12 protein-coding genes are annotated in these 12,668 nt (G+C 74.9%); 6 read left to right on the top strand and 6 right to left on the bottom strand.

Annotated elements, in window-relative coordinates; genetic code table 11:
• Positions 1 to 18: 18 nt before the first annotated feature.
• Positions 19 to 495 carry a PTS system mannose/fructose/N-acetylgalactosamine-transporter subunit IIB gene (locus ACLJOU_RS30980; protein WP_410572258.1) on the bottom strand — a complete coding sequence of 159 codons (477 nt, stop codon included), beginning with the start codon at positions 493 to 495 and terminating at the stop codon, positions 19 to 21.
• A 339-nt stretch (positions 496 to 834) separates the two neighbouring features.
• Between ACLJOU_RS30980 and ACLJOU_RS30975 the strand changes: the two genes are divergently transcribed.
• Positions 835 to 1,779 carry an MBL fold metallo-hydrolase gene (locus ACLJOU_RS30975; protein ID WP_410572256.1) on the top strand — a complete coding sequence of 315 codons (945 nt, stop codon included), beginning with the start codon at positions 835 to 837 and terminating at the stop codon, positions 1,777 to 1,779.
• 101 nt (positions 1,780 to 1,880) lie between these two features.
• Here ACLJOU_RS30975 and ACLJOU_RS30970 read toward each other — a convergent pair whose 3' ends face one another.
• A complete protein-coding gene (locus tag ACLJOU_RS30970) occupies positions 1,881 to 2,378 on the bottom strand; it encodes a MarR family winged helix-turn-helix transcriptional regulator (RefSeq protein ID WP_410572255.1) in 498 nt (165 codons plus the stop codon).
• 76 nt (positions 2,379 to 2,454) lie between these two features.
• Between ACLJOU_RS30970 and ACLJOU_RS30965 the strand changes: the two genes are divergently transcribed.
• From ACLJOU_RS30965 to ACLJOU_RS30955, 3 genes are all read left to right on the top strand, one after another.
• Positions 2,455 to 3,402 carry an EamA family transporter gene (locus tag ACLJOU_RS30965; protein WP_410572253.1) on the top strand — a complete coding sequence of 316 codons (948 nt, stop codon included), beginning with the start codon at positions 2,455 to 2,457 and terminating at the stop codon, positions 3,400 to 3,402.
• Between the two features lie 238 nt (positions 3,403 to 3,640).
• Positions 3,641 to 4,201: an RNA polymerase sigma factor gene (locus ACLJOU_RS30960; RefSeq protein ID WP_410572252.1), complete on the top strand. Its 561-nt coding sequence runs from the start codon at positions 3,641 to 3,643 to the stop codon at positions 4,199 to 4,201.
• Positions 4,198 to 4,644 carry a hypothetical protein gene (locus tag ACLJOU_RS30955; protein ID WP_410572250.1) on the top strand — a complete coding sequence of 149 codons (447 nt, stop codon included), beginning with the start codon at positions 4,198 to 4,200 and terminating at the stop codon, positions 4,642 to 4,644. The genes ACLJOU_RS30960 and ACLJOU_RS30955 overlap by 4 nt, the downstream gene beginning before the upstream one ends.
• Here ACLJOU_RS30955 and ACLJOU_RS30950 read toward each other — a convergent pair.
• Positions 4,641 to 5,762 carry a S8 family peptidase gene (locus ACLJOU_RS30950; RefSeq protein WP_410572249.1) on the bottom strand — a complete coding sequence of 374 codons (1,122 nt, stop codon included), beginning with the start codon at positions 5,760 to 5,762 and terminating at the stop codon, positions 4,641 to 4,643. The genes ACLJOU_RS30955 and ACLJOU_RS30950 overlap by 4 nt on opposite strands.
• Before the next feature lie 96 nt (positions 5,763 to 5,858).
• Here ACLJOU_RS30950 and ACLJOU_RS30945 point away from each other — a divergent pair, with 96 nt between their 5' ends.
• Together ACLJOU_RS30945 and ACLJOU_RS30940 are read left to right on the top strand one after the other, a co-directional pair.
• Entirely contained in the window at positions 5,859 to 8,441 is a 2,583-nt protein-coding gene (locus ACLJOU_RS30945; protein WP_410572247.1) for a CHAT domain-containing protein, read from the top strand.
• A gap of 205 nt (positions 8,442 to 8,646) precedes the next feature.
• Positions 8,647 to 9,453 carry a lipase family alpha/beta hydrolase gene (locus tag ACLJOU_RS30940; protein WP_410572245.1) on the top strand — a complete coding sequence of 269 codons (807 nt, stop codon included), beginning with the start codon at positions 8,647 to 8,649 and terminating at the stop codon, positions 9,451 to 9,453.
• Here ACLJOU_RS30940 and ACLJOU_RS30935 read toward each other — a convergent pair.
• The 3 genes from ACLJOU_RS30935 to ACLJOU_RS30925 are packed head-to-tail and all read right to left on the bottom strand — an operon-like array spanning position 9,443 to position 12,317.
• Positions 9,443 to 10,285 carry an ABC transporter permease gene (locus ACLJOU_RS30935; RefSeq protein ID WP_410572243.1) on the bottom strand — a complete coding sequence of 281 codons (843 nt, stop codon included), beginning with the start codon at positions 10,283 to 10,285 and terminating at the stop codon, positions 9,443 to 9,445. The two genes, ACLJOU_RS30940 and ACLJOU_RS30935, sit on opposite strands and share 11 nt — an antisense overlap.
• Positions 10,282 to 11,193, bottom strand: a complete 912-nt coding sequence (locus ACLJOU_RS30930) for an ABC transporter ATP-binding protein (RefSeq protein ID WP_410572242.1) — start codon at positions 11,191 to 11,193, stop codon at positions 10,282 to 10,284. The genes ACLJOU_RS30935 and ACLJOU_RS30930 overlap by 4 nt, the downstream gene beginning before the upstream one ends.
• Complete coding sequence (locus tag ACLJOU_RS30925) at positions 11,190 to 12,317, bottom strand: hypothetical protein (RefSeq protein WP_410572241.1); 1,128 nt, start codon at positions 12,315 to 12,317, stop codon at positions 11,190 to 11,192. Before ACLJOU_RS30925 ends, ACLJOU_RS30930 begins: the two co-directional genes overlap by 4 nt.
• Positions 12,318 to 12,668 lie beyond the last annotated feature (351 nt).

The following is a 12,668-nucleotide window of genomic DNA, read 5'->3' as shown; positions in this document are numbered from 1 at the left end:
GCGACGAGCATGCTGGAGCTAGAGCCCTTTCCGGTCGAGCAACGGGACGAAATCGGCGGGCTTGTCCTGCGGCAGCAGCTGCGTGACCAGCGGGACGCCCGCGGCGGCGAGCTTGCGGTAGGCGTCGGCCTCGTCGGCGGTGACCGCCACCGAGCGGGTGACCATCGTGTACGCCGCGCCCGGCCGGGGCGCGACGTTGCCGACGTTGACGACCTCGGGCCGGAGCCCGCCCTCGACGAGGCGGAAGGCGTCCCCGGGGTCCTTGGCGATGATCATCACGTCCGCTCCGGCTTCCGCGGCCAGCGTGGCTTCGACCGACAGCACGTCCGTGGGCAGCCCGCGGGCGGCCTGCGGGAGCAGCACCCGCTGGAGGTCGTCGGCGGCGACGTCGTCGTTGCAGACGACCAGCCGGCGCACGCCGAGGCGGCGGGTCCACGCGACGGTGACCTGCCCGTGGACCAGCCGGTTGTCGATGCGGAGATGCACCCCCGTCATGGTTCTCCTCCCGGCCGGCAGAAGTCATACTGGTTCGTACCAGTATCTGTGTCAACACGGCCGGTGACCGGGCCTTCGCGCGGCCGACGGACGGACCCCTCAGACCTTCCGTCGGCCCACGAGCGCGAAGTCCCCCTGGATTTTTCTCCCGGACCCTCCCATAAAGGTATATACCAGTATGGACGGTCGTGATCGACTGTCAAGACCTTCGGGCGCAGAGAATCCGAGAAATTCTCGACCGGTCAGCCGACCGAAATGGGCGGAAACATTCCGCGGGAATCCCCGCAACCTGTCCCGGTCACCGTCGTTAACCGCAGCGTCCGTCCAGGGGAGGAAAGCATGCCGGCCGTCAGATCGAACATCGTCCCGCTCCGGCACGCGCGGCCCGGAGTCGTGGCGTACGTGAAGAGCCCGGCCGAGTGGTTCGTCGCGAACAGCGGCTGGATCCAGGGCACCGAAGGCGTCGCGCTGGTCGACACCTGCGGCACCGAGCAGGCGACCCTGGAACTGCTGCGCGACGTCCGCAAGTACGCGGGAGAGCAGGAACTGACGGTCGTGATCACGCACGCGCACGGCGAGCACCACAACGGCGTCGGCGTCGCCCTGCGCGACGGCGGCACCGCGCTGGCCGCCCCGGGCAGCCTCGACCTGGTCAAGGCCGGGCCGCAGACGTACGGCAACGTCTTCACCTGCACGCGCTGGGGCGCGCTGGAGCCGCCGCAGCCGGAGGCGGTCCGCCCGGTGCCCGGCTGGCACGAACTCGACCTGGGCGGCGCGACGATCGACGTCGTGGCGGTGCCGGGCGTCGCGCACACGGCCGGCGACCTGGTGGTGCACGAGCCGCGGTCGGGCACGCTGTTCACCGGCGACCTGGTGTACATCGGCGACACCCCGATCACCGTGCACGGCTCGATCCCCGGCTGGCTCGACGCGCTCGACTGGCTCCAGGACACGTTCCGCCCCCGCACCCTGGTCCCCGGCCACGGCCCGGTGGCGACGCCCGCGCACACGGCGTTCCACGCGATGCGCGTCTACCTGGAGTGGCTGCTGGAGGCGACGGTGCGCCAGTCCAACTTCGCGAAGCTGGCGAAGCAGGCGTCCCTGCGGTGGCCGTCGTGGCGCAACCCGGAGCGGCACATCGGCAACCTGATGCGCGCGTACGCGGACCAGCACGGCCGCAAGCTCGACGTCGACCTGGCGATCGACGCGGTCCTGGCCGCCGCGGGCGGCCGCATCGACCTCGATTCCCTCCTGGACAGCGAACCGGTCCGTCAGATCTCCTAGCCCGCCCCGTCCCAAGCGCCCCAAGGCGGCCTTGGTTGCGTCTCACGCACCCAAGGCGGCCTTCGGTGCGTCTTACGCACCGAAGGCCACATTGGGGCGCTTCAGGAACCGGCGCCGCCCAGGCTCTCCAGGAGCGTTCGCAGCGTCGCGGCCAGTTCCGCCCGCTCCCCCGCGTCCAGTGCCGCCAGGATCCGGTGCTCGGTCTCGACGTGCTCGGGCAGCGCCCGGTCGATCAGGTCCCCGCCCGCCTCGGTCAGCCGCACCCGCACCCCGCGGCCGTCCGCCTCGTTCGGCGTGCGCTCGACCAGGCCCCGCGCCTCCATCTTGTCCAGCCGCTGGGTGATCGCCCCGGACGTCACCATGGCCGAGCGCATCAGCTCCGTCGGGGTCAGCCGGTACGGCGGCCCGCTGCGGCGCAAGGTCGCCAGGACGTCGAACGTCGCACGGTCGAGCCCGTGGCGGGCGAAGGTGCGGCGCAGTTCCGCGTCGACCAGGGCGCTCAGCCGGGACAGCCGGCCGATCACCGCCATCGGGGACACGTCGAGGTCGGGGCGCTCGGCGTGCCACTGGGCGAGCACCCGGTCCACGTGGTCGGCCATCGCCCCAGCGTAGCCGCTGCCTTAGCGGTAAGTGAACGCGTAGCCAGTTACCTTAGCGCTGAGGTAATCTGCCTTAGTGCTAAACAAACAGCTGCTCCTCACCGCCCTCGCCCCGGCCATCTGGGGCACCACCTACCTCGTCACCACCGAGTTCCTGCCGCCGGACCGGCCGCTGCTCGCCGCGGTCATCCGGGCGCTGCCCGCCGGGCTGCTGCTGGTCGCGCTCACCCGGCGGCTGCCGCAGGGAGAGTGGTGGTGGCGGTCGCTCGTGCTCGGGACGCTGAACATCGGCGCGTTCCTCGCCCTGCTGTTCGTCGCCGCCTACCGGCTGCCCGGCGGGGTCGCCGCCACCCTCGGCGCCCTGCAGCCGCTGCTGGTCGCGGGCCTGTCCACCGGTCTGCTCGGCGAACGCCTGACCCGGCGGACCGTGCTCGCGGGCGTCGCGGGGGTCGCCGGCGTCAGCCTGCTGGTCCTGCAGTCCTCCGCGCGACTCGACGCGATCGGCGTCGCCGCCGCGGCGGGCGGTGCGGTCGTGATGGCCACCGGCGTCGTGCTGAGCAAGCGCTGGATGTCGCCCGCTCCCCTGCTGGCGACGACCGGCTGGCAGCTCGTCGCGGGCGGGCTGGTGCTCGTGCCGGTCGCGCTGGCCATCGAAGGCGCGCCGCCCGCGTCGCTGTCCGGCGCGAACCTCGCGGGTTACGCCTACCTCGCGCTGGTCGGCGCCGCGTTCGCGTACGCCCTGTGGTTCCGCGGGATCCGCGCCCTGTCCGCCACGCAGGTGACGTTCCTCGGGCTGCTGAGCCCGGTGGTCGCCACCCTGCTCGGCTGGCTCGTCCTCGGTCAGCGGCTGACGGCGTGGCAGCTGCTGGGCGCCGCCGTCGTGCTGGCCGCCGTCGTGGCCGCCCAGCGGCGTCCGGCGACCGGCGCCACCGGCGTGTCCCCGAGCAACGCGCACCCCGGCGCACGGGTGCTCGACGGCACCGGCACCGCCCGCCCCCGCACCTCCACCACCGGCTGCCCGTGAGCGACCAGTCCCGCCACGAGCACCGGCACGACGAGCAGCACCCGCATCCGCATGACCGGCTCACCCCGTCTCCACCACGCCCACCGGGCACACGACGGGCGCCACCGGCCCGGTTCAGGTATTTCCCGCGCTCTCACCGGATCGGCTGAGCGGGGGGAAGACGCGAAGGAGTCCCCCGATGGCGTACGGGTCCGAAGGGCTGCTCTTGGCTAGGCTGAGCGGGTCAAGCGGAGGTGAAGTGGACACCACGACCCTGCTGGAGGCGGCCGCGCGCGGCGACCAGGCGGCCTGGGACGCCCTGGTCGACCGGTACGCCAGCCTGCTCTGGTCGGTCGCCCGCGCCCACCGGCTGTCCGACGCCGACGCGGCCGACGTCGTCCAGACGACGTGGCTGAAGCTCGTCGAGAACCTCGGGCGGATCAAGGAGCCGGAGCGGCTGCCCGGCTGGCTGGCCACCACCGCCCGGCACGAGTGCCTGCGCCAGCTGCGCCGCACCGACCGGGAGCGGCCGGCCGACGAGCAGGTCTGGCAGAGCGAGCCGGCGCCCGGCCCGGCCGTCGACGCGGCCCTGCTGCTCGGCGAGCGCGACGCCGCGCTCTGGCGGGCCCTGGAGAAGCTGCCGGACCAGTGCCGCCGGTTGCTGCGGGTGCTCATGGCGACGCCCCCGCCGTCGTACGCGGAGGTGGCGGACGCCCTGGACATGCCGGTCGGCAGCATCGGCCCGACCCGGCAACGCTGTCTCGGCCGGCTGCGCGAGCGGGCCGGCCAGGCCGGCCTCGGGACGGAGGACCGGGCATGACCGCCGACGACGAGCTCATGGACATCCTGCGCGCGGCCGCGGAGCGGGCGGACCCGGTGCCGGACCTCGTGCTCCGCCAGGCCCGCGCGGCGCTGACCACCCGCGACCTCGACGCCGAGCTCGCGGACCTGACCTTCGATTCGGACCTGGCGGCGGCGGGCACGGTCCGCGCCGAGGGCGACGACGTCCGGTTGCTGTCGTTCGAGTCGGCGCGGGTGTCGGTGGAGCTGCAGGTGGAGTACGCCGGCGGCCGGGTCTCGCTGCGCGGCCTGATCACCGGCGCGACCGGCGAGGCGGTGATCGAGGTGGCGGGCGAGCGCCGCACGAGCCCGATCGGCGCGGAAGGCTGGTTCACGGCGAAGGGCCTGCCCCGGGGCGCGACCCGGGTGACGGTGACCGCCGCGGACGGCACGGCGGTCACCACCGGCTGGGCGAGTCTCTAGTTCCCCTGGACGTGCGGCACTTCGCTGTTGCCGTTCACGTCGGACACGGTGATCCGGCCGGCGGCCTCGAGCACTTCGCCGGCCGCGTCCCGGGCGCTCCTGCCGGTCGCCATCACCGCGGCGATCCGGCCGGTGACGATCGCGGCCGAGAACGAGGTGCCGCTCCAGACCGCGTAGCCGTTGAACTTCGGTTCTTCCTCCGGCGGCTGCACCGGGTAGCCCGGGTGGAAGTACGGGCCGACCACGTCGACCCCGTCGGCGTAGGCCGCGATCCACGGGCCGAAGTTGCTGAAGTCGGCGACGCGGGGCGTGCGCGAGGAGTCGGCCGAGCCGACCGGCAGCACCAGCGCGTGCTTGTCGTCGACCTGGCCGGGGACCGTGGGCGCCAGCTTGATCCCGGCCGGGTAGACCCGCTGCCGCATCCCCCGGTTCCCCGCGGAGGCGACCACGACGGTGTCCGGGGAAAGCCGCCGCAGCGCGGCCTCGATCGCCTTCGGCGGCGTGTCCTCGAAGGTCTGGCCCGAGAACGACAGGTTGATCAGCGTGACGCCCTCCTCGCGCAGGTCGTCGAGCGCGTTCGCCACCGCGAGGTCTTCCGCGTCGCCGCTCTGCTCGTCGACGACGCCCTTCATCCGGACGCCCACGTCCGGCCCGGCCTGCTTCAGCACCACTCCCGCGACGAACGTCCCGTGCCCGGCGGAACCGGCGGGGTTCCCGTCTTCGCCGCGGACGACCCGGACCGTGTCCTCCGGGTCGTAGTGGACGCGTTCGCCGAGGAACTCGTGCGGGCGGCGCTCCCGGAGCACGATCCCGGTGTCGATCACCCCGGCCCAGTGCCGGATGTCGCCCGCCGGCACCGGGGTCAGGTGGTCGGTCGTGGGTCTCGGGCGCAGGTCGCCCCAGATGATGCGGTCGAGGCCGAACAGGAGGTGCGGGCCCGCGCCCCGGCGGCCCAGCGCGGCGAGCACGTCCGGGACCGGGCGGGTGCCGGTGAAGCGGCGCACCCCACCGGTGTCCCCGGCCGGGTGGTAGCCGAACCCTGCCAGCCCGGCAGCGAGCGCGGCACAATCGTCGGCATGGACCAGCAGTTCGCCGGCTCGGTGGCGGTATCGGGTCATGTGTCCCCCTCCGGGACCGGTCATGGGTGACCGGGTCGGCAACCCGATCGGCGGACCAATCCAGGAAATACACACCTCCCGGACCGGGCACAAGCGGTGACGACCGGCGCCCTCGCCAAGGCCGTCGCCGCGGCGGACCTCGCCTTCACCGCGCCCGCCGAGGCGCGGGCGCTCGCCGGGGCCGCGCTCGCGGAAGCCGGCGGCCACGCCGAGGCCGCCGCGGTCGCCGAGCACGCCCTCGGCCTCGCCGGGGTGTCCACGGGCCGGCTCGCCGACGCCGAAACCCGGCTCCGGGCCGCGGTCCGGCTGGCCGACGGCGCCGGGCTGCGCCAGCGGGCCGCCCAGACCCGCGGGGTGCTCGGCTACGTGCTGACGCTCACCGGGCGCACCGCCGAGGCGCTGCGGGAGCTGGACCGCGCGCGGCCGGAGCTGACCGGGACGGCGGCGGCGCGGCTGCGCATGCAGCGGGCCGTCGTGCTCACCGAAATCAGCCGGTTCGGTGACGCCGCCGCGGAGTTCGCGGCCGCGCTGGACGCCCTGCGCGCGGCGGGCGGGGACGCCTTGATCGAAGCCACCATCCGCACCAACCGCAGCATCGTGCTCGCCCGGCTGGGCGACTGGCGGGGCGCCGAGGACGACCTGCGCCGGGCCGAGCGCGGGTTCGCCGAGACCGGCCACCTCGGCCGCACGGCGATGGTGTGGCAGAACCGCGGGCTCGCCGCCACCGTCCGGGGCGACATCCCGGCCGCGCTCACCGCTTACGACGAAGCCGCTTCGCGCTACGAAGCGGCCGGCACCGACCCGGGGCTGCTGCCGATCGAACGCGCCGAAACGCTCCTTTCCGTCCGGCTGATCGCCGAAGCCCGCGAAGCCGCGACAGCCGCCGTCGCGGACTACGAACGGCGACGCAACGCCGTCGACCTCGTCCAGGCGCGGCTGCTGCTGGCCAAGGTCGCGCTGCTCGACGCCGACCCGGAAACGGCGTGGCGCGAAGCCTCCGCGGCCCGGCGGTCCGCGGCCCGGCAGCACCGGCCGGGCTGGGCCGCGCTCGGCGGCTACCTGGCCCTGCGGGCCCGCCGTGACAGCGGGCTCCGGACGACGGCGATGCTCCGGTCCGGGCAGCGCACGGTGGCGGCGCTGACCGCCGCGGGCTGGGTGGTCCCGGCGCTGGACGCGCGGCTGATCGTCGCGTCACTGGCGCTGGAGCTGGGACGTCCGGCGCTCGCGGAGGCGGAGCTGACGGTCGTCGGCCGGGCCGGGCGCGGCGGCCCGGCCGAGCTGCGGGCCCGCGCCTGGCACGCGACGGCGTTGCTGCGGCTGGTCCACGGCGACCGCCGGGGAGCCGCCGCCGCGGTGCGCGCCGGGGTCCGGGTGGTCGGCCGGTTCCGGGCCGGCCTGGGCGCGAGCGAACTGCGCGCCCACGCGTCCGGCCACGCGAGCGAGCTGACCGGGCTGGGGCTGCGGCTCGCCGTCGAAGCGGGCCACCCGGAAGCCGTGCTGCGCTGGGCGGAGCACCGGCACGCCGGCGCGTTGCGGCTGCGGCCCGCCCGGCCGCCGGACGACGAAGGACTGGCCGCGGACCTCGCCGCCCTCCGCCAGACCGCCGTCGACCTCGCCGAAGGCACCGGGCAGACGCCGGCCCTGCTGCGCCGGCAAGCCCGGCTCGAGAAGGCGGTGCGCGACCGCGCCCGGCACGCTCCCGGAGTGTCCACTTCGGACACGACGATCCCCTCCCGCGCCGAGCTCGCCGCGGCGCTGGGCCCGGCGACCCTGGTGGAGTACCTCGAACTCGACGGGCGGCTGACGGCGCTCGTCCTCGCCGGCGGCCGGCTGCGGCGCTGCGAGCTCGGCTCGGCGGCCGAAGCCGCGGACCGCCTGGAGGAACTGCGGTTCGCCCTGCGGCGGACGGCGTTCGGCCTCGGTTCCTTCGCCGCCCTCGCCGCGCGGACGGCCCGCCGGCTCGACGATCTCCTGCTGGGCCCGCTGGCCCTGGGCGACGGCCCGCTGGTGCTCGTGCCGACCGGGCGGCTGCACGAACTGCCGTGGCCGGCGCTGCCGAACTGCCACGGGCGGCCGGTGTCGCTGGCGCCGTCGGCGGCGCTGTGGCACCGCGCGGCGACCGCACCGCGGTGCTCCGGCGGCGACCACGTCGTCGTGGCCGGTCCCGGACTGCCGCACGCCGCCGCGGAAGCCGCCGCGCTCGCCCGCCGCTACCCGGGCGCCCGGCGGTTCACCGGCCGCACGGCCCGGGTCGAGCCGGTGCTCGCCGCGCTCGACGGCGCCGCGCTCGGCCACATCGCGGCGCACGGGGAGTTCCGCACGGACAACCCGCTGTTTTCGGCGCTGCGGCTCGCCGACGGCCCGCTGACGGTGTACGACCTCGAACGGCTGGCCCGCCCGCCGCGTCAGGTGGTGCTGTCGGGCTGCGACTCGGGCCGCTCGGCGATCCACGCGGGCGACGAGCTGCTCGGCCTGGCTTCGGCCCTGCTGGCCCTGGGCACGACGAGCCTGGTGGCCACGGTCCTCCCGATCCCCGACGACGCCGGACGCGCCCTGATGCTCCGCCACCACCGCCACCTGGCCTCGGGCCTCACCCCGGCCGCCGCACTGGCCCGCGCCCGTTCCGAGCTCCCGGACTCCCCCGCAGCCTCCGGTTACGTCTGCTACGGCGCCGGCTGACCCGCGCGCGCAACGAGGCATAACGCGTGTTGACTCTCCAGTCACGCGTGATGACCCTGCAATCACGCGTGATGACTCTCCAGTCACGCGTGATGACCCTGCAATCACGCGTGATGACTCTCCAGTCACGCGTGATGACTCTCCAGTCACGCGTGATGACTCTCCAGTCACGGGTGATGCCCCGCCGGCGGGGCATCATGGAGGGGTGCGGATCACGGCTTGGTGGGGCGGGCTCAGCCCGCGGCGGCGGCTGATGCTGAGCGGCGTCGCCGCCGTCGCCGCCGCGGTCGTCGTGGTCACCGTGATCGCCTCCGCCGGGGCGAAAGCCGCGCCCGACGCCGGGACGCCGGACCAGAACAGGCCCGGTCCCGTCCTGCTCGTGCCCGGTTACGGCGGTGGCCGGGACGCACTGGACACCCTTGCCGAGCGGATCCGGCAGGCCACCGGCCGGCCCGCCGAAGTCGTCGCACTGGCCGGCGACGGCACCGGCGACCTCGTCGAGCAGGCCGCCGTCCTCGCCGAAGCCGTCGAGAAGGCCTACGAACAGGGCGCGCCTTCGGTCGACGTCGTCGGGTACTCCGCGGGCGGGGTCGTGGCCCGGCTGTGGGTCGACCGCGAGGGCGGCGACCACCAGGCCCGCCGGGTCGTGACGCTCGGCGCGCCGATGCACGGCACCGGCCTCGCGACGGCGGGCGGCGCCCTGGTGCCGGGCGGCTGTCCCACCGCCTGCGTCCAGCTCGCGCCGGGCAGCAGCCTCCTGCAGGAGCTCGCCAAGCAGCCGCTCCCGCCGGGCCTGCCGTGGCTGTCGCTGTGGACCGACCACGACGAGACCGTGACCCCGCCGGACTCCGCCCGCCTCGACGGCGCCGTCAACGTCTCCCTCCAGCAGGTCTGCCCCGGCAACCCGGCCGGCCACGGCGACCTGCCCACCGACCCCGCCGTCACCGAGATCGTGCTGCAGGCCCTCGGCACCACCCCGCTCGAAGCGCCCGCGGAGTGCCTCAGCTCGTGACGTCCTTCGTCGCGAAGTTCGCCCACGCGGCCCCGAAGAACACGACGATGTAGCCGGCCTGCAGCAGCAGCCCGTGGTCGATGTTGTGCCACAGCACCGGATCGCGGAAGAAGTCGATCCAGGACAGCCAGTAGTGCGTCGGCAGGTAGGGCCGCACGGAGGCGGCCGCGTCCAGGGTCTCCAGCACCGTGCTGGTGATGAGCACGGCCAGCCCGCCCAGCGCGGCCCCCAGCGCCGAGTCGGACACCGTCGAGAGGAACACGGTGATCGCGGCGAACCCCAGCATCGACACGACGATGTAGGACACCGCACCCAGCAGCCGCAGGCCCAGCGCGGAGGAACTGAGCGACTGCCCCGACAACGACGTCACGCCGGTCGGCTGCCCGCCCGGCCCGGCCACGCCGGGGCTGCCGCCGGTGCCGAACAGGATCACCCCGAGCACCAGCGACGTCAGCACGACGATGACGATCGCCGCGGTGACGTACACGGCCAGTGCCACCATCTTCGCGCCCAGCAACCGCGTCCGGCCGACCGGCCGCACCAGCAGGTAGCGCAGCGTGCCGGTGGCCGCCTCCCCCGCGATCGCGTCACCCGCGGCCACGGCGACCGCGATCGGCAGGAACAGCGGCAGCACCAGCGCGAGCGCGGCGGCCGGGTACAGCGCGCCGTCGTTGACGACCGCCGAGAGGAACGCCCCGCCCTGCCCCGGCGGCGGCGCGAAGTCGGCCGTGGCCAGGAAGACGCCGACGATCGCGGGCAGCAGGCACAGCAGCAGCACGCTGAACCAGACCCGGGGCCGCAGCGCGAGCTTCCGCAGTTCGACGCCGATCACCGCGCCGCCCCGAACCGGTCCGACCCCGGACCCGTCACGTCGAGGACGACCTGTTCCAGCGTCCGCTGTTCGGCCTGGATCGACGTCACGCGCACCCCCGCCTCGACGAGCAGCGCGTTCAGCGCCGCCGGGTCGCCGTGCCGGATGACCAGCCGGTCGCCGTCACGGGCTTCGAGCTGCCCGTCGAGGACGGCGGCCGCCTCGGCCGGGTCCGGCGTGCCCACCAGGACCCGGCCGGTGGCCGCCCGCAGCGTGGCCAGGTCCTCCTCCAGCACCAGCCGGCCGCGGTCGACGACGCCGACGCGCGTGCACAGCTGTTCCACCTCGGCCAGCAGGTGACTGGAGAGGAACACCGTGGTGCCGCCCGCGTTCAGCGCCACCAGCAGCTCCCGGATCTCCTTGATGCCCTGCGGGTCCAGCCCGTTGGTCGGTTCGTCGAGGATCAGCAGCCGCGGCCGCCGCAGCAGGGCGCCGGCGAGCCCGAGCCGTTGCCGCATCCCGAGCGAGTACGCCTTCACCGGCCGCTGGTCGACACCGCCCAGGCCGACCTGTTCGAGCGCTTCGCCGACACGACGGCGTCGCGTGCGACGGCCACCGCCGCGGCCGGCGGCGTCGAGCAGCGCCAGGTTCCGGCGCCCGGACAGGTGCGGGTAGGCGGCCGGGCCCTCGACGAGCGCGCCGACGTCCGGCAGCACCTCGGCGACCCGCTTCGGCACCGGCTTCCCGAGCACCTCGATCTCCCCGGCCGTCGCGTAGACCAGGCCGAGCAGCATCCGGACGAGCGTGGTCTTGCCCGAGCCGTTGGGGCCCAGGAAGCCGTAGCGGTCGCCCTCGCGGACGTCGAGGTCGACTCCGTCGACGGCCACCGTGCGGCCGTAGCGCTTGGTCAGCGCGCGCGTGACGATCACGGGCCGCTCCGGCGCAGCCGGGACAGCTCGTCGGCCACGGACTTCAGGACGGCGGGCGTCACCGTCCCCGCCAGCAGGTAGGAGCGCCGGGACACCGAAGACCGCACGATGCCCAGTGACAGCGGCGTGATCGACAGCTGCACGACGCTGCCCGCGGCCAGCTTGACCTGCACCGCACCGGCCTTCCCGGCGGCGTCGCCCGCCGCGTTGGCCACGGTCCGCGGCACGGCGATCACGGCGAAGGCCGCCAGCCCGCGGCCGTAGAGGGCCGCGCCCTGCACGCCGCCGAAGTTCGACGACACGACCGGCCGCCCGGCCAGCGACGACGGCAGCGGGACCTGGCCGAACGCGCCGAGCGTGTCGGCGACGTCCGGTGCGCTCGTCACGCCGAACCCGGACCCGAGCACCGGCCGCGGGGCCTCGACGACCGGTGTCGTCTGGTCGAGCTGCTGGAACCCGGTGACCAGGATCGGCGCTTCCTGCCCGCGGGCGGTCACCTCGACGCGGACCGCGACGCCGGTCGCCGGATCGGCCCAGACGTCGACGCGCCCGATGGTCGTGTCCGGATCGGCGGGGACGAGCCGCAGGCCGGACGCGGCGACCCCGGCGACGTTCCGGCCCGGCAGCCCACTCACCGCGTCGCCGCCGGCCGCGCGCAGGACCCGCCGCGCGAGCTCGGGCGGCAGCAGGTCTCCGGCCCGCGGCAGCCGCAGGCCGGGCTCGCCGATCAGCTCGGTCAGCGCGTTGTCGCCGTAATCCCAGGTGTACTCGCCGTCGGGGAGGCGGTAGACGTCGTGCTCGCCGGCGGTGCCGAGGATGTCGACGCGGTAGCGGTCGGGCCCGGCGTACCAGGCGCGCATCGGCGTCCGCATGGAGAAGAGCGCGGTGACGGCGGCGAGGTTCGGCAGCTCCGGCAGGGCGAGCGAGCCGACGCTTTCGGCGTAACCCTGGTACGGCCGTCCGGCGGAGTCCAGGACGAGGGCCCGCAGCCGTTCCGGGTCGGCCGCGGCCCCGGCCGGCGCGAGCGCGGCGACGACCGAGGGCGCGGAAACGAGCACCGCGGCCACGACGGCGACGACCGCCCATCGGCGCCGCTTCTCGTGCCGCACCACCGAGGGCGTCATCCGGCATCACCTCTTCGTCCTTTGTACGCCATGGCCCGCGGTCGACCGCTAGCGTCGACGGGGTGACTCCCGTTCACGCTGCGGTCCTGAGCTAGCTGCCGCTCCGGTCATTCGCACCCCCCGCACCCTTCGCGGGTTCCTCGACGTGCCCGCAGCAAGAACGGAACCGCCTGTCGGCCGACGCCGCCCTTCGCACGATGTCCGACGGCGTCGCCCTGCTCTGGTGCGGCGACTACCCGGCCGCCCGCCGTCTGCTCGGCGCCGTCGACCGGCGGATCCCGTCGCCTCCGCCGGGCGACTACCCCCGTTACCGCGCGGACCAGGCCCGCCGGGCGCGACTGCTTTCCCGGT

It is taken from the genome of Amycolatopsis sp. cmx-4-61, assembly GCF_046548775.1.
GTDB lineage: Bacteria > Actinomycetota > Actinomycetes > Mycobacteriales > Pseudonocardiaceae > Amycolatopsis.
Note: the sequence above shows the minus strand (reverse complement) of the source record. Positions and strands in the feature narration are given on the sequence as shown.